Genomic DNA, 21,697 nt, shown 5'->3' on the forward strand with positions numbered 1-21,697 from the left:
CCTAGAGCAGCTTCTCAAGCTGCTGGCGCATGCGGTCTAGCTCAGCTTGAGAAAGTCCGCCATCGTCGGTGGGCGGAGCGCTGTCGGCTAGGGGAGCAACGGCATCGGGATCGTCGGGGTCCCAGGTAATTTCCTCGAGGGTTTGATCGGGGGGGACCGCCAAAGTGCCCTCGGGTACCAGGCGATAGCCGTACTCAGCAGATTCGCAAAATTCTTCAATTTCAGCCTGGTCGAACCCCTCCACAGTGGCCTCTGGAAAGTCCTGAGCCTCCAGCATCAAGGCATAGCGGATGGCATCGTCCTCATGCTCAAACATCAAGATTATGTTCTGCCCGTTAATGGTTTCGGCATGAATACCCTCGTTGTCGGTGCGGGCATTAAACAACAGCACGTACACCACCATGGCCCTATCTCGCTAACAGCATTACTTATTTACTGTACCGGGCCGCTGCCCCGCGAACAAAGCTGCCTCAGTGGTCGTCTATGGCTTGAAGCTCCCAGTTAGGTGACTGAAGCTGGGCGATTCAGGTTTCTTCGCGATCGAGCCCAGTAGTTTCACTACAGATAGCACCGACCATTAAGTTCATCGGAAGTGGTAGGCAGAAAGCGGGGAGTTCATTACTATTGGTGGGTGTTCTGCGGTGGCGTAAACGGGTATGACCCCTTCTCAAGAACCAGAGCCTTCTCGAGAACCAGAAACTTCTCAAGAACTGGAGACCTTTCAAGAGCCGGAGTCGGGCGGCAGCGGCCGTTGGCTTACAGCGGGCCTGTTATTGGGCGCGCTACTGGTGTTGGGAGGTGCAGCGGCGCTCGGGGGCTGGTTGTGGAGCCGAAATAATCTCGTGCCCTTACTGGCTAGAGAGCTATCGGAGGCTCTTGAACGCCCAGTGGAGCTGGGACCGGTGGAACGGGTAGGTCTATCGGGGGTGCGGCTGGGGCCATCTAAAATTCCACCGACACCAACGGACCCCGATAGTCTGTCACTGGCAGCGGTAGAGGTGCAGTTTAAGCTGTGGGATTTGTGGCGGCGAGAACTGCCCCTCACGGTGACCCTAGAGCAGGGAGAGCTTTACCTGGAGCAGAATGCCGAACGCGAGTGGTTTGACCTAGACCTAGAGCTATCTGAACGCGATCCGGAGCGCGATCCCTTCATCAACGTGAATCTCGATCGGCTCTACGTCAAAGATTCTCAGTTGACCATGGTGCCCTACGTCCAGGGGGATGTTGAGCCGGTGCGGGTGGCGATCGAAAACTTGCAGGGCCAGCTCGACTTCAACGAAATTTTCATTGAGGTACCCGAGACTCCTGATTCACCCATCGAAACTCGGCAGCTTGACTTAAAACTTAACGGTGAATCCATCCAGGGGGGTAACCTGGATCTGACTGGGTCGGTGCTACTGCCACCACCTAAAGAAACTCCCAGCGAAACCGCTGATTCTCCGGTCGACCCAACCGAGGCGCCTGGCCCTGGCCTACGGGCCAACATTAGTTTGCGCACCCAGAAGGCTCGGACAACCGACATCATGCCCCTGGTTGACTCCTTTCTGGAGGAGCCTCTACCGGTGCAGTTTCCCGCTGGCGTGATCAGTGGGCAGGCCGATATTGAAAGCGGTCGCGGCATCCCCACCAACGTGGTAGGCACAGCTCGGGTAGAGGAGGGCAGCGTAGTCCACCCCATTCTGCCCGAGCCCCTGCAAAATGCTCAGGGCGACGTGCGCTTTCGGGGCCGCACCTTCGAGTTTGAGAATGTCACCGCCAGCATGGGCGATCTGACCGCCCGCGCTGGGGGCAGCCTCAACTTAGATGAGGGCTACAACCTCAGCGGCCAGGTCAACCCGTTTACCGTAGCTCAAGCTTCTGAAGTGCTGGACAGAAGTCTGCCGGTAGAGGCCAACGGCACCTTTGGGGCAGACGTCACCATGACTGGACCCTTGGGCAAGCCGGTGCTGACTACCGAGCTGATCTCCCAAAACCAAGTCACTGTTGACCGGGTGGCCTTTAGCGAAGTCAGGGCCACAGGCATCCTGCGATCGCCCAATCTAGAGATTGATCAGATCCTAGCGGTGCCCGTCGGGGGCGGTGCCCTGACCGGTAGCGGCGTTTTTACCTTTGGCGATCCGGGGCGGCTGACGCTGGCGCTAGCGGGCGATCGCATTCCCGCCGACACCATCGGCCAGGCCTACGGACTGTCTGACCGGGTAGCCCTAGGGCCGGTATTTTTTGACGCTGAGATCGCTGGCCCCGTCAACCAGCTCGTCGGCACGGCCAGCTGGCGCGCCCCCATGGGCAACTACCCGGCCCAGGGCAACCTTAGACTGGCAGGCAACCAGGTGCGCTTCACCGATACCTTTGTGCAGGTGGCGGGGGGCACCATAGCGGGCGATGGCCTGCTCGCCAATGGTCAGTGGAACGCTGACCTACGGGGCCAGGGAGTACAGCTCAGCCGCTTGGGGGCTGGGCTCGATGGGGTAGCTAGCGGCACCGCTCAGCTTTCAGGCAACCTAGACAATCCTGGACTGGCGGGTGTTCGAGGCCAGGGCAATGGCGCGATCGCCCTGGCCAGGGGCGGCACCTTGCTCACCAACGCCAGTCTGGCGGGCGGCCAGTGGAGCGCCAACCTGCAGGGCCAGGATCTGCAAATGGCGGCCTTTGCCCCCGACCTTCAGGGCACCGCTGATGGCAATTTTCGCTTTACCGGCAGCACCGATAACCTCACCCTGGCCGGGGCGAGGGGACAGGGGCAACTCGTGCTCTCAGACGGTTTGGCTACGGCGGCGGCTCGCTCGCCTCAGCTCGCCCAGGTGCGCGGCCCGCTCACCGCCGACCTAGCTTGGAACGGGCAGTCGATCCTAGTGCGGCAGGCCAACACTACAGGAATCCAGGCCAATGGATTTATCACCCCGCGGCTCAGTGGCCCTGAAGCACCGGCGATCGCCAACCTCGATCTCAATCTCAACGCCGATAACTTCAGCCTGGCGGCGCTGCCCGTGCCCCAGGTAATTCCCCTGACGGGCAATGCCTTCTTTAACGGACGGCTGCGCGGTCGTCCCGGTGCTCTAGCCCTGAGCGGCGATGCCTCTCTGGTGGGGCTACAGGCGGGCGATCTGGCCTTTGCCTCTCCCCTCAGCGGCCCGGTTACCTACAACCAGGGCGGCGCTCTGGCGGTTGATCTGACGGGCGGCGGCGATCGCGTCTATGTGGCCAGCGCTGGAGGCGAACGCGATCTAGCCTTCGAGATCCGCAGCGGCGAAGCCCTGGCCGAGGGCTACACCCGAGGCGACAACCTCTACGCCACCGTTGAAAATTTGCCCCTGAGCGACCTCCGCCTGCCCCAGGCCAGCGTGAACGGCATTGGCACCGTGAGCGGTCTGATCAGCCGGGCCGAAATTGTCGCTAACCTGCGGCAGCCCACCCTCCAGGCCACCTTCGACGTGGAAGACCCCAGCATTGGCTACCTCAGGCTGCCCAACGAAACCACCACCGTCGCCATTGACCCTACAGCCCCCGAGCGCCCAGCCGAGTTTACTCGCTATGGTCGTCTGCGAGGCAGCGTTACCTACGCCAACAACGTCATCGGTCTAGCCGGGGTCGTGCTCGAATCGGCCTCTGGGCTCAGCCGCTACCTGGCTAGCGGCACCTACACCCTAGGCGACCAGCCCCAAATCAACGGCGAGCTTGTAGTTGACAACGGTCAAATTCAAGACCTGCTCAAAACCTTGCTGATTTTTGAGCAGGCCGATTTTCGCTTTAACGTGTTGCAGCCCCCCGAGTGGTATCGCCCCGCTACTGAGGCCGATTTGGCTTCGCTAGAGGAGGTGCAGACCGTGGGCGATCGCAACGCCAGCCTGCTCGATCAGCTCCGCCGTCTAGCCGAAGTGCAAGAGCTCAAAGATATGCTGGCGGCCCAGGGCGAAACCGCCACCCTGCCTCCCCTCGATGAGTTTGTCGGCAACTTCTCGGGCAAAGTAACCGCCAATGGCACCGTGCCCGACAGCCTCAACATCACCTTTGACCTGGCCGGCGCTGATTGGGTCTGGGGCAATGCCGACGGCAGCAACGGTGCTACCTATCGCATCGACGAAGTCATTGCTAAGGGCAGCTACCAAGACAGCGTCATTCGCCTCGAGCCAGTCAGCCTGCGCTCCAACTTCACCAACTTTTCCGATACCACCCAGCAGGGTGTAGGGCTGGCTACCCTCAACGGCGACTTTAGCCTGCGTCCTGATGACCCCGTGGCCCGTACCCTGCGTCTGGAGGTGAGCAATGTGCCCATCAACGCGCTGCGCCAGCCTTTACGCCTGCCCGACAACCTCGACGGGCTAGTCAACCTGGGGGCCACCCTCACTGGCACCTTGGCTGCCCCTCAAGTGCGCGGTCAGCTGGCGGTCAACGAAGCCACCATCAACCGCAACGCCATCGATCTGGCCACCGCTAACTTCCGGTACGAAGACGCCCGCCTCAACCTGATCAGCCGAGTCGCCATTGACGAACAAGTCGACCCGCTGCGGCTGGTGGCCACTGTGCCCCTGCCTCTGCCTGGTCTTCGGCAACAGCCTGAAACCGATACGGTCGATATTTCCCTGAGAGTGCGTGACGAGGGCTTTGCCTTGGTCAATCTGTTCACCCGCGCCATCACCTGGGAGTCAGGCCCAGCCAGCCTCGACCTAGCCGTTCAAGGGCGCTGGCCCGTCAACCGGCCCGTTCAGGAAGCCCTCACCACCCTCAATGTGACCGGCAATGCCAACCTTGAGGGCGTCACCATCAGCTCTCGCAGCCTGTCGGAGCCCCTCACCAATATCCAAGGCCGCATCGATGTGCTCGAAGGCCCTGACACCATCCGCGGCAACTCTGTCTACACCAACGGCCTCGTGCTCGCGTTCCAGAACCTAGAGGGCGACTTTAGCAACGGCAAGGTAACGGCTGAGGGCAACCTCAAGCTGCTGCCTTCAGTGCAAGACTTGGCCCCTGGACTGTTTGACACCCGCACGGCCCTAGAGGACGGTACGCCAGCACCCACGGGTGAAAACCCCTTCCACGTTACCCTCGACAACATTGCTCTTGACCTGCGCAACCCTGCTGGCACCTATCGAGGCCGCGTCGATGGCAACGTTGTTGTCGACGGCAGCGTCTTTTTGCTGCCGCCCCTGGTCTACGGCGAAGTGAAGCTATCAAATGGGCTGCTCACCCTGCCTGATACCAGTGTCGGGGGAGGCACCTCCACCACCTTTGCATCTACTGCAGAGTCCAGCATCTTTGACCCCATTCCGCCGGTGTTAGAAGACCTTAAGCTGGTGCTGGCTGAGAATGTGCGGTTGGCCGTCCCCGGCATTGTAGATGTGAGGGCCGAAGGTACGCTAGACCTGATGGGTACGGTCCCCAACATCAGACCCGATGGCCGGATCAATCTACCTTCGGGCCGCATTAACCTACTGACCACCGAGTTTCGCCTCACAGGTGATGAGAACTATGCTGAGTTCAGCGATCTCGACGAAACCATCGACCCCTACTTAGTGGCCAACCTATCAGCGGCAGTGCCTGATAGCGCTGCGGCTGGCAATGCCTTAGCTGTAGCCACCCCCTTCCCCCGCAACGAGATTAGCGTGTCTCGCATCGACCAACTGGGTCTCACCCAGGCTGGGGTGCAGACTGTACGCATTCGCGCCAGCGTCAACGGTCGCGTTAGCCGCGTAGTGAATCTGCAGGGAGTAGAGCTATCCAGTACTCCACCCCGCTCTGAGGGTGAGATTGTTGCCTTGCTCAGCGGTGGGCTACTGGCGGCACTTGAATCCACCTTGGGCAGCGTGTCAGGCGGCGGCGATGGGTTCCAGGGCCTGCTAGCTTTTGCGGGGTCGGCCCTGCTCAACAACCTGCAAAATCTGCTGGGGTCGGGGCTAGATCGCACCGAGCTACGCCTGTTTTCGGCCTCGCCACCGGGGGGGCAACAAACAGGTACGATCGATATTGGCGGCGAGATTGGCTTTAACTTTTCACCCAGTATCTCGGTGTCAGTGCAAAAAGTATTTACTAATGTTACCCCCGCCGTGTTTAGCGTGCGCTATCGCATCAACGACCAGATCACGGTGCGGGGCATCACCAGCTACGAGCAATTCAATGAAAACACCGGTGCAGTTGTAGAATTTCGATTTCAGCCTTGAGCTCAGGGGCAACACTGGGCTTTAAGGTGAAAGAAAAAAGCATTGCTGCCCCATACCGCGACAACGACAACCCGATGAATCCTAAGCTGCCGCAACCTGCCCCACCTAATCCCCCCACTGAAGATAAAGCACCGCCAGCGGAGGTTTCAGCTTGGGCCCGCTGGCGATCGCTGTGGACCGGGCAGTGGAGTAATATCCGGGTACTGGCGATCGCCCTAGCAATAGCCCTCACGGTGCGGGTGCTAATCGCTGAACCTCGCTACATTCCCTCCAACTCAATGGATCCGACGCTGCACATCGGCGATCGCCTACTGGTCGAAAAAATCAGCTACCGCTGGCAGTCTCCTCACCGGGGCGACATCGTGGTGTTTGCGCCACCGCCGCAGCTTGCCCAGCTGGGATACGAGACTCGTCAGGCCTTTATCAAACGAGTGATTGGCGAACCCGGTCAGACCATCGCCGTCCGCCAAGGACAGGTGATCGTTGACGGCGAACCGCTGCAAGAGGACTATACCCTCGAAGCTCCCGACTATGCTTTAGAGCCTGTCACCATCCCCCCAGGGCAAGTGTTCGTCATGGGTGACAACCGCAACGACAGCAATGATTCCCATGTATGGGGCGGGCTCCCCCAGCAAAACATCATTGGTCGGGCCCGGTTCCGGTTTTGGCCCCTCGATCGCCTGGGCCCCGTCAGCTAAGAAGCAGGCATCCTTCCTGACGTGACTCAGACCGTTAGTTCGCTACCCAATGGCATACTGCATTACCACCACAGCCTAAGGGGTTGTGTAAGATCAAGGCGGCTTCAGATCACGCGATCGCGAGGAAAGCTCCATGCTTGTACAGCTTGTTCGCCCCCTGGTGCGTACCCAAGTGCAAATGCTGGCCCAGGCCCAATCGGCCAACAGCAAGCTAGTGGGCATGGTGTCGCAGTGGCTCGGCTATCTAGGCATTCACGCCGAGGTGACCCAGCTACAAACCAACGGCAACCGCATTCAGGTCTCGCTCTGCGTGGGCAAGCCAGAGCAGTGTAGCGAGGCTGAGTGGCAGCAAATTCTCGACAACCTCAACCGAGATGTAGACGCTACCCCCGCCGTTGACACCCTCGCCTATAACGCTATGCCCTCCGCCCATCAGAGCAAGGTGCAGCGACTGTTGGCCTCCATTCTCCACGCCAGCGGACAAGACCCCCTCGCAGACTGGCCTACCCTGCGGCCCCGATTAGTGGCCATGGGCCTGGAAGAATCGTTGCTGACGGGCATTCACTCAGCCCTAAAGGTGCCCATGCCAATGCCCCTCTTAGTGGAGCAACTCGAGCCCGAAGTAGCAGCCTTTGTGCTGTCAAAAGCCATTCACATCGCCCTGCTCGACCAGCAAATTAGCCAGGCTGAAGATACCGCCCTTAAAGCTCTGCTCAACGCCGTCGATTCTGGCACCGAAAGCTCCGCCAATCGTGAAGTCGTCGCTTAGCCCAGGGCGACGGAATGTTTGCCTTCGTCGTACCGGCCTGCAAGCCCTATGAAATCTTCTAGCGTCCTGTTTCACCTGGCCTTTCCGGTGGCCGACATTGCCACGGCGAAGGAGTTTTATGCAGGCGGGTTGGGCTGCCAGCCAGGGCGAGAAACGGCCAATTCGCTCATTCTCAACCTCTACGGCCATCAGCTCGTGGCCCACGCCACCGCTGAAATCACTCCCCAAAAAGGCATTTATCCCCGCCACTTTGGCCTGGTATTTTTGGCCGAGACCGATTGGGAAACGCTGCTAAACCGGGCTAAGGATAAGCAGCTCAACTTCTACCAGGGCGAAAAGCGGCGCTTTGCAGGCAGCACCCTAGAGCACCGCACCTTCTTTTTGCAGGATCCATTTTTTAACCTGCTGGAGTTTAAATACTACTGCCACCCCAGCGCCATCTTTGGCGAGGTTGACCAAAAGCAGGTGGGGGATGCCGAATAATCCGATCCACTGCTGAACCACGATATAAGTTGTTCTCTCTGCATAAGTTGTTCTCTCTGCCCGGCTGTTGCCGTGATAGGTTGAGGATCGGCGCAATGTAAAGGCTATGCATAAAATTCCAGTCACCATCATTACCGGCTTTTTGGGGGCAGGCAAAACTACCCTAATCCGCCAGCTGCTGCAGAACCCTGAGGGTCGGCGCATTGCCGTGCTGGTCAACGAGTTTGGCGAAGTCGGCATCGACGGCGACCTGTTGCGTAGCTGCCAGGTGTGTGACGAAGATGGGGAGGCGATCGCCTCCGAAACCAACATTCTCGAACTCACCAACGGCTGTCTCTGCTGCACCGTGCAGGAGGAGTTCTTGCCCACTATGCAGCAGCTCATGACCCGCCGCGGCCAGATCGACTGCATTGTGATCGAAACCTCTGGCCTCGCCCTGCCCAAGCCCCTGGTGCAAGCCTTTCGCTGGCCCGAAATTCGCACCGCCGCCACCGTTGACAGCGTCATTACCCTGGTCGACGGCGAAGCCCTAGCCGCAGGCGACCTAGTGGGCGACCTACCCGCTCTGGAAGCTCAGCGCCAGGCCGACGACAGCCTCGACCACGAAACGCCTTTAGAAGAACTGTTTGAAGACCAGCTCAACTGCGCTGACCTGGTGCTGTTGACCAAGGTAGATAAGGTGAGTGAGAGCGATCGCACGCGCATCGAAACCTGGCTCACCCAGCAGCTACCCCACTCCGTCAAAGTACTGGGTCTAGCCGGAGGCGAGGGCAGCAGCCCCATTAGTCCCGACCTGCTACTGGGCTTTAACGCCGCCGTCGAAGACAACCTCGACAGCCGCCCCAGCCACCACGACCACGAGCATGATCACGACCACGACGACGATATCGTCGCTATCCCCATCGTGCTCAATCAAAGTTTTGACCCCAAGGCTTTAGTCAAGCGGCTAGAAACCCTCGCCGCCACCCATGAGATCTACCGTATCAAGGGCTTCGTTGATGTTCCTAACAAAGCCATGCGTCTGGTAGTCCACGGCGTTGGTCAGCGGTTTGACTCCTTCTTTGACCGGGCCTGGCAACCCAGTGAGCCTCGCCAAACCCGACTGGTCGTGATTGGTAAGGACCTGGATAAAGAGGTGATTCGGGCTGCGATCGCCGCCTAACCCCTTACCCATACAGCTCTGCCACATACTCCCCGTAGCCGTTGTAGATCACCGTGGGCTGCTGCTCCCAGGCAAACACTGCCGTCGATTCTCCAATCAACCGCTCTTTAGCCTGCGACCAGCGTGGGTGAGGTACATCGGGCTCTACATTAGCCTCAAACTTATACTCATCGGGGGCTAGCGTATTCCAGTAGGTGGCAGGCTGCTCAGCTACAAACTCAATTTTGACAATCGACTTACCCCCCTTAAACCCATACTTCCAGGGCACCACCATACGAATTGGGGCACCGTGTTGCTTAGGCAGGGTGCGCCCGTAGACACCAACCGCAAAAAAGGCCAAGTCGTTAGCCATTTCCTCCACAGTCAGCCCCTCGGTGTAAGGCCAGGGCAGATTGCGGGCAAAGCCTAGACTAGGACCTGGGCACACCGCAGAGTCGTAGTAGGAAGTAAATTGGACATACCTAGCCGCTGAGTTCGGCTCCACCGACGCCATTAGCGATCGCATCGGAAAACCAATCCAAGGCACAACCATAGCCCAAGCTTCTACACAGCGAAATCGGTAGATGCGCTCCTCCAGATCAAAGCGCTGGGTTAAGTCATCTAGGCTAAAGGTCTGAGGATTTTTGACCAATCCTGTCACCTCTACGCTCCACGGGTCAGTTGGCAGAGCCTGGGCGCTCGCCCAAATATCTTTGCTGCCGCCAAACTCGTAGAAATTGTTGTAGCGGCTGGCATACATTTGCGGCGTCGGCTCTCGTCCAGCATCAGCAAAGGCACCGTTGAGCCTCGCCCCGCTCAGGGGTTCTCCTAAGGTATTCGCCAGGTCTGCGTCCATGGTGGGCGAGCGCTGACAGGCCCCTGCTGAAGCCGCCGCAAACCCAACTCCGGCCCCAATCAGCGACTTCATAAACCGTCGTCGCTGCCAAAACACCCCCTCAGCAGTCACTCGCGACTCTGGTAGCTGCCAGCCGGGGCGAGACCGAAAGAAAACCATAGCGATGAGCTCTAGGATTACAAACTGGCGATCACCAGCCTAAGGCCTATTTTGACATTGCCTTTCCTGCCCTAGATGAATTTGGAGTGAGAAAGGCACCGCTGCACCAGACCTAAACTAAGCATTGACTCCGAACTTATGTAACGCTTCGAGACCCACCCCAGGGAAAACACGGGTCTTTGTTTTAATTGTTCAGGCATAAGTTCAAGACTCAAATTTTAACCAATGACTAGACTTGCCTAGCCACATCCGTAGGAACTGGCAGACTTCGCCAAAAGTTCACAGAGCCATAGAAATTATGTAAACGAGGCTGAAACCATTGGGGAGCAAGGCTTGGCGACCAACAAAATTTGAGGGTAGCACCCCAAATCGGCCTATTAAAGCCTTGGCGAGAAGTACTCAAGCAGGAAGACTTTAGAACAGAATCGCCAGCTCTTATACTGATGGGGCGAGTCCATAGGTATCCGTAGTTACGCCATTGTGGTCACCTCCGTCGGCGCTTAGGCTTATATCACGAGCACACGATCCTGTGATGCACTGCCTTGTCGTTAACAGAGAGCAGCCGGGCGAGAGTAGCAAGGTTTTCTTTGCCGCCTATGCCCCAACTACCTTTGTTACCGTTTAGGGCCTTACCGTCAGGCAGCATAGTTCTCGGTTTACCCAACTGGATTCACCACTTCCTGAGATCGCCATGGTCGCCACTTCCCGATTTCAAGCTAAAGGCAGCACCCTAGAACTGCTGCGGCTCTATCAAAGCAATCCCGATCTCAATTTGCGCAATCAACTGGTGCAGCTCAACATTGGGTTAGTCCGCCGTGAGGCCTACCGTTGGCTGCAACAATCTAACGAAACCTTTGACGACCTCATGCAGGTGGGTAGCCTGGGGCTGATTCGCGCCATCGAACGCTTCGACATGGGCAAGGGCTATGCCTTTAGTTCCTTTGCAATTCCCTACATTCGTGGCGAAATTCAGCACTACCTGCGCGACAAAAGCACCTCTATGCGCATCCCACGGCGGTGGCAGGCACTGCAAAGCCAGTCGGCCCGTGTTATTCGCCAACTGCAAGCCGATCTGGGTCGTCTGCCCAACGATGCCGAAATTTCTGCAGCCCTCGATATCTCGATAGCCGAGTGGCAAGATGTCAAGCTGGCCACTCGCAATCGATCGCTGCTGAGCCTCGACGCCCCAGTACAAGATGAAGAATCAGGCTGTCTAGGCGACCTGTTGCCCGACCTCAAATACAGAAGTTTTCAGCTGGCTCAAGAAGATCAACTTCGCCTTCAGCAGGCTCTGCACCAGCTTGAGAACCGCACCCGCGAAGTGCTGGAATTTGTCTTTCTCTACGACCTTACCCAAAAAGAAACCGCCGAGCGCATGGGGATTAGCGCCGTTACCGTATCGCGCCGGGTGAAGCAAGGGCTCAAGCATTTACAGGTGCTTATGGTGTCTAACGAAGATGAAACCGCCTAAAACGCTCTGCATCCTCGGAATTGAGCTATCGTTTAGGAACATCGGCTCAGGAAGCAAGGAGGCTCAGCAATGGGGGCGATCGCGTTTTTAGTCTTGTTTATTCTTGGCGCTGTGCTGGCTACTGTGGGCAGCCTTGTTGGCGTTGTAGACGCGTTTAAGGTCAGCCCCGTGTGGGGTTTGCTGTCACTGTTTATCCCCTTTGCGCTGCTAGTCTTTTGGGCTAAGTTTCGAGGCCGCAAGTGGGCCCGCAACAGCCTCATGATATTTCTAGGTGGTCTGCTGGCCATGCTGGCGTCAATTCCCTTCTTGGGTAGTTTTATTGCCCAGCGAACCCAGCAGGCTGGTACCCCTGCCGAAGAGAGCATTCCCGCTGAAGAAGTTCCGGTGGAGTCGGTGCCCGTACCTGAGGAGCCGGTAGCTACCCAAGAAGCCTTTGCCGAGCCGCTGGTGCCCGTTGCACCTCAGCTCTCGCCCATTGCTCGGGCTGATTTGATTCAGTCTACCGACCCCAACGAGCGCCTTCAGCAAATTAACAACAGCCGTACCGACCCCTTCGCCATAGTGCCCATACCACCGCCGCCGCCTCGGGTAATTGCCCCACCACCGCCAGTAGGAGGCGCGACCCGTGGCACAGCTACGGCTGGTGCTACTGCGGGTGGTGGGACTGGTGCTACTGCGGCTGGTGGCAGGGCAGGTACTGGTGCTGGTGGCGGCGCTGGGTCCGCTGTGGCTAGAGCTGGTGGCGCTGGTGGCGCAGCTGGTACGACGTCAGGCGGGTCAGGAGCCGCTGCAGGCAACGCTGGTGCTAGACGTTCTGCAACCCCTGCGGCCTTAGCACCTCTGCCTCAACTTCCAAAGCCCGCCCTCGCGGAAGCCGTGCTGGTGACCGGCGTGATGACCATCGGCAACGAAAACTTTGCTGTAGTACAAACCTCGGCTGGTAGTCAGTATGTCAAGGCAGGTCAGCGAGTTTCTAACGGTCAGGTGCTGGTCAAGCGCATTGACATGCGCGGTAGCGATCCGGTGGTGGTGCTAGAAGAAAACGGCATTGAGGTATCGCGCCCAGTGGGTGCTCCGACTGCTACAGCCGAAGAGCCTGCGGCTTAGCTGTTTAATTAAAGCTTGAACAATAGCAAAGCCCGGAGGTGACCCTCCGGGCTTTGCTATTGTTCAGGAGCCTGCACCCCGCAGCAAGTCGTGTCAGAATGTGAATTGCTCGATGTGGTGTGGAATTTTATATGCCGCTTGAAACGGTAATTTGGCAGGGATTGTGGGGTGCGATCGCGATCCTGGTAGCAGAGGCGGTGCGCGATATCTATCACATGGTCAGCCACTACTGGCCGCCCCTCATGCGCCTTCACAACTGGCACCATCGGGCCTACAAAAAAGACTTTAGCCCCGTTAGCCCCGACCTCTATCGCCAGGCTCAGCTCTATAACGACACTCCCGAAGCCATAGTCATGACTGGGGCCCTGGCGGGTCTGGCGATTTCTACTGGCATCTCTGGGCTATGGCTAGGGTCATTGTATGGGCTGGGATTTTTGCTAGCGGCGATCGCGCGATCCCAGGGCTGGCTACTCACCACCGACCTCACCCACGAACCCGGCGAACTCACCACGATTCCCGGCAACTGGTGGGTCAACCGCACCTATCACTGGCGGCACCACTTCGACGACACCAACGCCTACTTCGCCGGCTACTTTACCGGTCTGGATAAGCTGATGGGCACTGCTGTTTCTCTCAAGGGCAAAACCGTAGCGGTCACTGGCGCGTCGGGCACCCTGGGTCGCGCTCTGATCAACGAACTCGTTCGTCAGAAAGCCCGGCCCATTGCCCTGACAACCTCTGCCAACGCTACCTTTGATGAGAACATTCCTTGCTGGCAGTGGCAACCTGGCGCTGAAGCTGACCTGCGCGAGGCGCTCAAGAAGGTGGATATCTTGGTTTTGAACCATGGGCTGAATGTGCACGGCGATCGCACCTCTGAGGCCATTCAAACCTCCCTAGAGGCCAACGCCCTCTCTGGCTGGCGGCTAATGGAGGTCTTCTTCAGCACGGTGGAGACTTCGCCCCAGCGGGCGACCAAGGAAGTCTGGGTCAACACCTCCGAAGCTGAGGTAAACCCGGCCTTTAGCCCGCTATACGAATTGTCTAAGCGACTGATGGGCGACCTGGTTAATCTGCGCCGGCTCGGTGCCCCCTGCGTCGTGCGCAAGGTGATTCTAGGGCCGTTTAAGAGCAACCTCAACCCCATTGGGGTGATGTCTGCCGACTGGATAGCTTGGGCGGTGGTGGCCTTAGCCAAGCGCAACGTACGCAACATCATTGTCACCATCAACCCGCTGACCTACCTGTTGTTTCCGATCAAAGAATTGAGTCAGGGGCTCTACTTCAGACTCTTTACTCGCTCCAGCCAGAGCTGACGACTAGAGGAGCTGCCATCCCTGAGTTATTGATCGGCTGACATAATTTGCCACGGCTGCTGTCTCCAGCCCAGCTGTCGCTTGGCAAAGGCGGTATTGATTTGGGGCATGTGGGCTTCGACTAGCGCTACGGTTTCCTGTACTAAGGATTCCAGGTGAAGCGCTGCGCTCGCGGCCTCTTGGTGAAACAAATCTTCCAGCCGTAGCGCAAGATTTTGAGGGGCAATCTTCATTTGCTCGATCAAGGTGCCCATGCGCTTGAATTGAAACGTTGAGAAGTACAGACGATTCAAGCCCGACAGCACACCGAGAATATTTTGGACGGACTCGACCAGAATTTGGTAGTACCAGAGGGTGGCATCGCGCCGAGCCAGCTTTGGCTGCATGCCCCAAAGAGCAAAAAATTTGAGATGGTGCTCCACCATGGCTTGGGCGAGCTGGTCAGGATACCTAGCTATATTGGCTTTCCACTGCTGGATGAGGGCTTCTCCGTGGAGAGGCATGCCGATTAAGGTGCCATGCAGCATTTTCAGGATGCCGGGTTGAATCTCAAATTTTTCCAGAACGGTGGCCATTTCTGTTTCCCACTGGGCGATCGCCGTATGGGCAAACTGGCATTCAACTCCCTGAATCCGAAAGGTTTCACCAAACGCACCCGATTGGCGATCGCCCAAAAATTCAATCAATTCTGCACCTTGATTGTGCTGCCGTGCCAGAGCCAACTCATCATCGGTGGGCAGCTCATCGTAGTACAGCATCACATCGCAGTCTGAATACTCATCGCACCGTCCCTCTGCCACTGAGCCTGTGACCATAACGGCTTTGGTCTTTGGATTAGCGATGTATGGTTTGACGTTGCGATGGACTAGTTCCAACAGGTATTGCGTTCTATCGGCCATGGCGGCTGAGGCTGAGATCGGGGTATCAACTACTGATCTATTGTGCTGCGATGACTTTTTCTTGGTTTTGAGGAAGCCCTAGCTAGCTGCGGTTAAAAAACTCGACTTGGGGCAGGCGAGGGTCATTGACCATGCCTAGGCCTTGGAAATCCCAGCGGTTAAGCAAGGGTTTGAGGCTAGAGGCGGTGATAGTCTCGATCGCAAATTTGTCGCTCAGCTCGGGGGCGTGGGCGTTGAGATAGCTGAGGGCATCGTAGTCGGCGGTAAACACCAGCAGAAACCCCGTAGGAGGCGGCTGATCGGGGCTACCACCACCGTGGGGACGAGCCACCAGGTAGCTGCCGTCGGCGCGCGCTCGCAGCAAATAGTAGAGCTGAGACACCATATTTTCTCGCCGCCTAGTTAATATCCGACAGGCGAATGCGAGGGTCGACAAAACTCAGCGCCAGATCGGCCAGCAGATTGCCCACAATTAGCAACACCGCTCCCATAATCAGACTCGCCATCACCAAATACAAATCCTGGGCCTGCACCGCTTCGAGGGTCAATTTTCCAAGACCAGGCCAGTTGAAATAGGTTTCAGTGATGAATGCACCACCCAGCAGGCCAGCAAACTCAAAGCCCAGAAGCGTGATCAGCGGGTTGACCGCATTGCGCAGAGCATGGACGTAGACCACCCGATTTTCTGACAGCCCTTTGGCACGGGCGGTTTGAATGTAGTTTTGGCGCAGCACGTCGAGCAGCTGCCCTCGGGTAACCCGCTGAAGACCAGCAAAACTGGTGATACTGAGGGCTAGGGTAGGCAAAATCAGGTGCCAGCCCACATCCACGAGCTTGCCAAACCAGTTGAGGTCGTCGTGAATGATGCTGGTGCGTCCGCCAATGGGAAACAGCGGTGCCACGCTCTGAGCAAAGAACAGCAGCAGCAGGCCAGTCACGATACTGGGCATGCCCTGACCCAAATAGCTCAGCACCCGCAACACGCGATCAGCAGGACGGTTTTGGTTGACCGCGCTGACGATGCCCATGGGAATAGCGATTAGCCAGGTAACCAGAAAAGCCGCGAAAGCGAGCAACAGGGTATTGGGTACCCGCTCCCACAGCAGGTCAACCACTGGGCGCTGGTAGGCAAAGCTGAGGCCAAAGTTGCCGTGGAAGATTACTTGGTAGAGCCAGTTGAGGTACTGCCGCCAGGCTGGCTGATCGAGGCCAAACTGGGCCTCTAGCTGCGCCAGGGTTTCGGGCGAAAACTGCGGGCTCTGGCGATACTGATCGAGAAAATTGCCCGGTGCTAGCTGAATTACAAAAAAGCTTAGGGCCGAGGCCAGCAGCAGCGTTAGGGCAGCCTGCAAGATGCGCTTCAGCACGTAGAGGACGGTTTCACTGTTGGCAAAGACCACCAGACGTTCCCAGGGGCTGATTGAAGGGCGGCGAGGAGTAGAAGACTGGGCCATTCCCAAATGCACAGAGATTAAAGGGTTATCTGTGGTGATTCTAAACCAATCGCGCCCAGCCTTATCGATGCTGACGGTGCTAGGCGCGATCGCACCTAACAAAACTGATACTTACCCGACTACTTTGCAACGTTAGATTGCTGAATTGAACCCACTAGGGTGGCCATCATCTTTGATGTTTATATTCCCCCTCAAAAGGCAACGCTCAACACCATGCCTTTGACCGGCTCAGACCGAATTTTGCTACACCCCAAAATCATTTGGCAGTCCCGAAATTGAACTCCGATCAAAACTAATCTTTTCTCAGGACCTACCTATGACAGCCCTTGAAGCCCCCCCAACCAAAACTAACAGTCTGGTTTTAACGGCCCCGCTGTCGGGGCTGGTGGTTCCGATAGACACCGTGCCTGACCCAGTATTTGCGCAAAAGATGGTGGGCGATGGCGTGTCTATTGATCCAACCAGTCAGGTGCTGCTAGCCCCCTGCGATGGGGATATTTTGCAAATTCATAGCGCTAGTCACGCAGTCACGGTGAAGACCGCCGAGGGCATTGAGATTTTGATGCACATTGGGCTGGATACCGTAGCTCTAAAGGGTGAGGGGTTTACGGCCAGGGTAAAGGTGGGCGATCGCGTTAAATCCGGCGACATCCTAATTGAGTTCGACGCCGACTATATAGCGCTCCACGCCCGCAGCCTGCTGACCCAAATTGTGGTGACCAACAGCGATCGCGTGGCCGAGTTTAGACCCGCTAACGGTATGGTCAACGCCGCCCGCAATATGGTGCTGGAGCTGGTGCTAGTGGGGGAAACAACCGCTAGCAAGGCCGAGACCGGGGACACGGTGACCTCCGAAGCCATTGTCATTCCCAACCCGGTGGGGCTGCATGCCCGACCGGCGGCGGTGCTGGCTCAGCTAGCGAAAAAGTATCAGTCGGCTATTCGCCTGCATCGGGGCAGCGACAGCGCCAACGTCCGCAGCGTGGTCGCAATTATGGGGTTGGAGATCGGTCGGGGTGAGACGGTGACGCTGGAGGCGACCGGGGCCGACGCAGCCGCGGCGATCGCAGACCTGTCCACAGCCCTGCGGGATGGCCTGGGCGAAGAGGGTGCCGCTCCCGTGACCACCGCTGCCGCCAGTGTTGCCCAAGCCGACATTTCCGCCCCGGCCCCGCGACCCAAGAGCGACAACCCCAATATCATTCTGGGCGTGGCCGCCTCGCCTGGGGTAGCGGTGGGCAACACCTACCGTCAGCAGCGACAGGCCCTGCGCGTTGACGAAACCGCAGACAGTCCGAAGGATGAGCACCGCAAGCTTGCCAGAGCGATCGACCAGGCGGCGCTCGAAATCGAGAGTCTGCGCGCCAAGGTGCATGGCCAGGGCGACCCCAGCAAAGCCGCCATCTTCGCCGCCCACCAAGAACTGCTGGAAGACCCAGAACTGATGGATAGCGCCACTAGCACCATCGACCAGGGCAAGAGCGCCGCCTTTGCCTGGCAGGAGACCTACACCACCCAGGCTGACCAGCTGGCCCGGCTCAAGAGCGAGCTGCTGGCCCAGCGGGCCAACGATTTGCGCGATGTGGGCGATCGCGTGCTCCGCATTCTCACTGGGGTCAAAGCAGAGGCCCTGGTTTTGCCCGCCAACACTATTTTGCTGGCCGAAGACCTCACCCCGTCGGATATGGCCAACCTTGACCCGACGCGGGTGGTGGGCTTTGCTACGGTGGCGGGTGGGGCTACCTCTCACGTAGCAATTTTGGCAAGGTCGATGGGCATACCGGCGATCGCCGGCATCGAACCCCGCATTCTTGACCTGGCCGATGGCACCCCGATAATTCTCGATGGCACCAAGGGCCGGGTGAGGCTCAATGCCTCCGTAGGCGAGCTAGAGCAAACCCAGCATCGCATTGCCCGCCAAAAGGCCAAGCAGGCAACGGATCTGGAGCATGCCTTTGAGCCGGCCATCACCCAGGATGGGCAGCAGATTGAGGTGGTCGCCAACATCGGCAGCCAAAAAGATGCTGAAGCCTCGCTCAAGGTCGGCGGCGAAGGGGTCGGTCTGCTCAGAACAGAGTTTGTCTTTATGGAGGCCAGTTCAGCCCCCACTGAAGATGAGCAGGAGGCGATCTATGCCAGCATTTTGCGGGTGCTGGGCGATCGCCCCATGATTATTCGCACCCTGGATGTGGGCGGCGATAAGCCTCTGCCCTACCTACCCATGGCCCACGAAGAGAATCCTTTCCTAGGCGAGCGGGGCATTCGTCTCGGCTTCGATCGCCCCGAGCTGATGCGCACTCAATTTCGCGCCATTCTCAGAGCCTCCACCGCAGGCAAGGCGCGGGTGATGTTCCCCATGATTGCCCGCATGGAGGAGTGGGAGATGGCCAAGGCGGTAATGGAAGAAGAGCGCCAGAAGCTGGGCGTGCCGCCCATCGAGATCGGCATCATGGTTGAGGTGCCGGCTGCCGCTGTGTCCGCTGAGCGGTTTGCAGAACAGGTGGACTTCTTTTCCATTGGCACCAATGACCTGACTCAATACACCTTGGCAATGGATCGCGGCCATCCCAAGCTGGCCCCCTATGTGGATGCCCTTAACCCCAGCGTGCTGCGCATGATCGACCTGACAGTGCGAGGGGCTGACAAGCACGGCAAATGGGTAGGTGTCTGCGGCGGCATGGCGGGCGACCCCCTAGCCGTTCCTATTCTGATGGGCCTGGGCGTAAAGGAACTGAGCGTCAGCGTGCCAGTGATTCCAGCGGTGAAGGCCCAGGTACGGGCTTTGAGCTATTCCCACTGTCAGGAGTTGGCGCAGCAGGCGTTGAATTTGGATTCTGCCGCCCAAGTGCGCAATCTGGTGCCCCTAGAAGAGGCGTAGGGTGCATTCGGCGGTAAGGGTTGCGATCGGTGTCATTCCACCCTTGCCCCGCCAATGCACCATCTTCAAGAACCCAAAGCACCGTAGGGTGGGCACCGCCCACCATGAACTATGAGGTATTCAGGTCAATTGCTCGCAGAAAAGCGTGGCGCACAGCTAGGGACGAAAGCCAAGCCCACCGCCGGGGCCATTTCGCTGGCCCCAGACCCCCAGCTTCGCGCGTCCTTCGGCCTACGAGAAAGACGTTCCGCCGCCCTTCACTCCACGGAAAGGATGAATTGATCATCGGTTTAAACCTCTGTTCTGCCAACCAATCGGGAAGAAACATAAACCCCGCTGTGTAAGCCCCTTTTCTTAACTCCATCACCCATCCACCCCCTACCCCCTTACCCATCCACCCCCTACCCTCCTACCCCCAACCCGTTCACCTCCTATGAAAATCAAAGAAACCTGGAACCACGCCTTCGGGCTGCTGCAAAAAATGGGGAAGTCGCTCATGCTTCCCGTGTCGGTGCTGCCGGTAGCGGGCCTGCTGCTGGGTCTGGGCAGCGCCCGTCTGATCGAGCTTCAGCAAATTGAGCAGGGCGTTCTCACCGACCCGAAGTTTTGGTGGCTGCCGGAGTGGCTGGCCGCCATTATGAAAACGTCTGGGGACGCCATTTTCGCTAGTCTGCCGCTGATTTTTGCGATCGCCGTGGCGATCGGCTACACCGGCAACGATGGCGTCTCGGCCCTGGCCGCCACCGTTGGCTTCGTGGTATTTCTCGCCACCCTAGGCACCGTCGCCCTCGGCATGGGGTTGGAGACCAAGACGGTGCTGGGCATCCCCACGCTAGATACGGGGGTGTTTGGCGGCCTGATTATGGGCTGCATCGCCGCCTATATGTTCAACAAATTCTTTCGCATTAGCCTGCCACGCTACCTAGGCTTTTTTGCCGGCAAGCGGTTTGTCCCGATCATCACGGCATTTGCCGCTATCTTGACTGGACTGGTGATGAGTGTGGTTTGGCCGCCCATTGGGGCTGGCATCAACAGCTTTGCCCAGGCGGCAGCAGAGGGCGGCAACGTGCCGCTGACCGTGGCCCTCTATGGCTTCATCGAGCGCCTGCTAATTCCCTTTGGTCTGCACCACGTCTGGAACGTGCCTTTCTTCTTTGAGATTGGCTCATTCCAAGACCCAATTACTGGGGAAACCGTGCGGGGCGACATTGCTCGCTTCTTTGCGGGAGATCCGACGGCGGGAATTCTGGGCGGGGCCTACTGGTTCAAGATGTTTGGGCTGCCGGCGGCAGCGATCGCCATCTGGCACAGCGCCAAACCCAAAAACCGCAAGCAGGTCGGCGGCCTGATGATTTCTGCCGCTTTAACCTCGTTCTTGACCGGCATTACCGAACCGATTGAGTTCTCGTTTTTGTTCGTAGCCCCTCAGCTGTTTGCCATTCACGCCGTACTGGCTGGGTTCGCCGACTGGCTGTTCGTCACCCTGGGCGGACGCATGGGCTTCACCTTCTCCCACGGGCTGATCGACTTTGTGCTGTTTAACAGTCTAGGAACGCGGGTGTGGTTAATCCCGGCCCTAGCCCCGGTGTTTGTCGCCTTGTACTACTTCATCTTTCGCTTTGCCATTCGCCAGTTCAACCTCATGACCCCAGGCCGCGAAGAGGATGTAGATACAGATGAGTCCACCACCGCCATTACCGGAGACAAAGCCGAAATGGCAAAGGCCTTGGTGCTGGCCTTTGGCGGTCGCAGCAATATCAAAAACTTGGATGCCTGCATTACCCGTCTGCGGATCAGCGTGGATGATATGGCGAAGGTCAACGTCCCCCGCCTAAAGGCCCTAGGAGCCTCTGGGGTTTTGCAAATGGGGCAAAATGCCCAGGCTATTTTTGGCCCCCAGTCTGATAACCTCAAGACCGACATGGCCGACTACCTCAAAACCGCCGGTCCCGAGGCCGACATTGTGGAAGTACCTGCCACAGGCTTTGTGAATGAAACCACCCCCGATCCGGTCAAAATTTCCTTTGACCCCCAAGCGGCCCAAAAAGCCGAGGCCACGATCGCAGCCTTGGGCGGTGCCAACAACATTCGCACCGTTGACTCCGTCGCTCTGACCCGCCTGCGGGTAGAAGTCACCGACCCCGCTGCCATTGACGAAACTGCGCTCCAAGCTGCTGGAGTGCAAGGCATCATGCGGCTACAGGATGACGTGCTGCACTTGGTAACTGGGCTCAACGCCGACCAGTATGCCGATGAAATCGCTCAGCGACTAGCGGCCAAGGTGTAGGTTCATCTGTTTGATCATTAGGGC

General features: G+C 58.1%; 15 protein-coding genes. 10 read left to right on the top strand and 5 right to left on the bottom strand.

The genetic code is table 11. The features are described from left to right. Nucleotide 1: 1 nt before the first annotated feature. On the bottom strand, nucleotides 2-403 hold the full coding sequence (locus tag NC979_RS04735; RefSeq protein WP_190518009.1) for a DUF3110 domain-containing protein: 402 nt from the start codon (nucleotides 401-403) through the stop codon (nucleotides 2-4). A gap of 253 nt (nucleotides 404-656) precedes the next feature. Between NC979_RS04735 and NC979_RS04740 the strand changes: the two genes are divergently transcribed. From NC979_RS04740 to cobW, 5 genes are all read left to right on the top strand, one after another. Further along, nucleotides 657-6,155 (top strand): translocation/assembly module TamB domain-containing protein, encoded by a 5,499-nt coding sequence (locus NC979_RS04740; RefSeq protein ID WP_190518011.1) that lies wholly within the window; start codon nucleotides 657-659, stop codon nucleotides 6,153-6,155. A gap of 26 nt (nucleotides 6,156-6,181) precedes the next feature. After that, complete coding sequence (gene lepB, locus NC979_RS04745) at nucleotides 6,182-6,853, top strand: signal peptidase I (RefSeq protein WP_348253524.1); 672 nt, start codon at nucleotides 6,182-6,184, stop codon at nucleotides 6,851-6,853. A 133-nt stretch (nucleotides 6,854-6,986) separates the two neighbouring features. After that, nucleotides 6,987-7,622, top strand: coding sequence for a hypothetical protein (locus tag NC979_RS04750; protein WP_190518014.1), 636 nt, complete (start codon nucleotides 6,987-6,989; stop codon nucleotides 7,620-7,622). A 48-nt stretch (nucleotides 7,623-7,670) separates the two neighbouring features. After that, nucleotides 7,671-8,105: a VOC family protein gene (locus tag NC979_RS04755; RefSeq protein ID WP_190518017.1), complete on the top strand. Its 435-nt coding sequence runs from the start codon at nucleotides 7,671-7,673 to the stop codon at nucleotides 8,103-8,105. A gap of 106 nt (nucleotides 8,106-8,211) precedes the next feature. Further along, the gene (gene cobW, locus NC979_RS04760; RefSeq protein WP_190518018.1) at nucleotides 8,212-9,267 is read left to right on the top strand and encodes a cobalamin biosynthesis protein CobW; all 1,056 of its coding nucleotides are present in this window, start codon (nucleotides 8,212-8,214) and stop codon (nucleotides 9,265-9,267) included. A gap of 4 nt (nucleotides 9,268-9,271) precedes the next feature. Here cobW and msrP read toward each other — a convergent pair whose 3' ends face one another. Next, nucleotides 9,272-10,261, bottom strand: a complete 990-nt coding sequence (msrP, locus tag NC979_RS04765) for a protein-methionine-sulfoxide reductase catalytic subunit MsrP (RefSeq protein ID WP_190518019.1) — start codon at nucleotides 10,259-10,261, stop codon at nucleotides 9,272-9,274. Nucleotides 10,262-10,952: 691 nt separating this feature from the next. Here msrP and NC979_RS04770 point away from each other — a divergent pair. The 3 genes from NC979_RS04770 to NC979_RS04780 all read left to right on the top strand — a co-directional run bounded on the left by NC979_RS04770 (nucleotide 10,953) and on the right by NC979_RS04780 (nucleotide 14,155). Continuing rightward, nucleotides 10,953-11,732: an RNA polymerase sigma factor SigF gene (locus NC979_RS04770; protein ID WP_190518020.1), complete on the top strand. Its 780-nt coding sequence runs from the start codon at nucleotides 10,953-10,955 to the stop codon at nucleotides 11,730-11,732. Between the two features lie 69 nt (nucleotides 11,733-11,801). Next, entirely contained in the window at nucleotides 11,802-12,839 is a 1,038-nt protein-coding gene (locus NC979_RS04775; protein WP_190518021.1) for a hypothetical protein, read from the top strand. 131 nt (nucleotides 12,840-12,970) lie between these two features. Further along, nucleotides 12,971-14,155 (top strand): bifunctional sterol desaturase/short chain dehydrogenase, encoded by a 1,185-nt coding sequence (locus NC979_RS04780; protein WP_190518022.1) that lies wholly within the window; start codon nucleotides 12,971-12,973, stop codon nucleotides 14,153-14,155. A 26-nt stretch (nucleotides 14,156-14,181) separates the two neighbouring features. On the opposite strand, the gene NC979_RS04785 is transcribed toward NC979_RS04780, so the two are convergent. The 3 genes from NC979_RS04785 to NC979_RS04795 form a co-directional block, all read right to left on the bottom strand. After that, nucleotides 14,182-15,054, bottom strand: coding sequence for a hypothetical protein (locus NC979_RS04785; protein WP_190518023.1), 873 nt, complete (start codon nucleotides 15,052-15,054; stop codon nucleotides 14,182-14,184). 82 nt (nucleotides 15,055-15,136) lie between these two features. Further along, nucleotides 15,137-15,439 (bottom strand): hypothetical protein, encoded by a 303-nt coding sequence (locus tag NC979_RS04790; protein ID WP_190518024.1) that lies wholly within the window; start codon nucleotides 15,437-15,439, stop codon nucleotides 15,137-15,139. A gap of 13 nt (nucleotides 15,440-15,452) precedes the next feature. Next, the gene (locus tag NC979_RS04795; RefSeq protein ID WP_242023968.1) at nucleotides 15,453-16,508 is read right to left on the bottom strand and encodes an ABC transporter permease; all 1,056 of its coding nucleotides are present in this window, start codon (nucleotides 16,506-16,508) and stop codon (nucleotides 15,453-15,455) included. A gap of 316 nt (nucleotides 16,509-16,824) precedes the next feature. On the opposite strand from NC979_RS04795, the gene ptsP reads away from it, so the two are divergent. Next, nucleotides 16,825-19,386 (top strand): phosphoenolpyruvate--protein phosphotransferase, encoded by a 2,562-nt coding sequence (gene ptsP / locus NC979_RS04800; RefSeq protein ID WP_190518025.1) that lies wholly within the window; start codon nucleotides 16,825-16,827, stop codon nucleotides 19,384-19,386. Nucleotides 19,387-19,819: 433 nt separating this feature from the next. Continuing rightward, nucleotides 19,820-21,673 (top strand): glucose-specific PTS transporter subunit IIBC, encoded by a 1,854-nt coding sequence (ptsG, locus tag NC979_RS04805; protein WP_190518026.1) that lies wholly within the window; start codon nucleotides 19,820-19,822, stop codon nucleotides 21,671-21,673. Nucleotides 21,674-21,697: the final 24 nt, after the last annotated feature.

Source organism: Leptolyngbya subtilissima AS-A7 (assembly GCF_039962255.1).
Lineage (GTDB): Bacteria > Cyanobacteriota > Cyanobacteriia > Phormidesmidales > Phormidesmidaceae > Nodosilinea.

Bases quoted from the DNA above. Each gene is read 5' to 3' on its own strand.
- NC979_RS04735 (WP_190518009.1), bottom strand. From the start codon at position 403: ATGGTGGTGTACGTGCTGTTGTTTAATGCCCGCACCGACAACGAGGGT.
- NC979_RS04740 (WP_190518011.1), top strand. From the start codon at position 657: ATGACCCCTTCTCAAGAACCAGAGCCTTCTCGAGAACCAGAAACTTCT.
- NC979_RS04750 (WP_190518014.1), top strand. From the start codon at position 6,987: ATGCTTGTACAGCTTGTTCGCCCCCTGGTGCGTACCCAAGTGCAAATG.
- NC979_RS04755 (WP_190518017.1), top strand. From the start codon at position 7,671: ATGAAATCTTCTAGCGTCCTGTTTCACCTGGCCTTTCCGGTGGCCGAC.
- cobW (WP_190518018.1), top strand. From the start codon at position 8,212: ATGCATAAAATTCCAGTCACCATCATTACCGGCTTTTTGGGGGCAGGC.
- msrP (WP_190518019.1), bottom strand. From the start codon at position 10,261: ATGGTTTTCTTTCGGTCTCGCCCCGGCTGGCAGCTACCAGAGTCGCGA.
- NC979_RS04770 (WP_190518020.1), top strand. From the start codon at position 10,953: ATGGTCGCCACTTCCCGATTTCAAGCTAAAGGCAGCACCCTAGAACTG.
- NC979_RS04775 (WP_190518021.1), top strand. From the start codon at position 11,802: ATGGGGGCGATCGCGTTTTTAGTCTTGTTTATTCTTGGCGCTGTGCTG.
- NC979_RS04780 (WP_190518022.1), top strand. From the start codon at position 12,971: ATGCCGCTTGAAACGGTAATTTGGCAGGGATTGTGGGGTGCGATCGCG.
- NC979_RS04785 (WP_190518023.1), bottom strand. From the start codon at position 15,054: ATGGCCGATAGAACGCAATACCTGTTGGAACTAGTCCATCGCAACGTC.
- NC979_RS04790 (WP_190518024.1), bottom strand. From the start codon at position 15,439: ATGGTGTCTCAGCTCTACTATTTGCTGCGAGCGCGCGCCGACGGCAGC.
- NC979_RS04795 (WP_242023968.1), bottom strand. From the start codon at position 16,508: ATGGCCCAGTCTTCTACTCCTCGCCGCCCTTCAATCAGCCCCTGGGAA.
- ptsP (WP_190518025.1), top strand. From the start codon at position 16,825: ATGACAGCCCTTGAAGCCCCCCCAACCAAAACTAACAGTCTGGTTTTA.
- ptsG (WP_190518026.1), top strand. From the start codon at position 19,820: ATGAAAATCAAAGAAACCTGGAACCACGCCTTCGGGCTGCTGCAAAAA.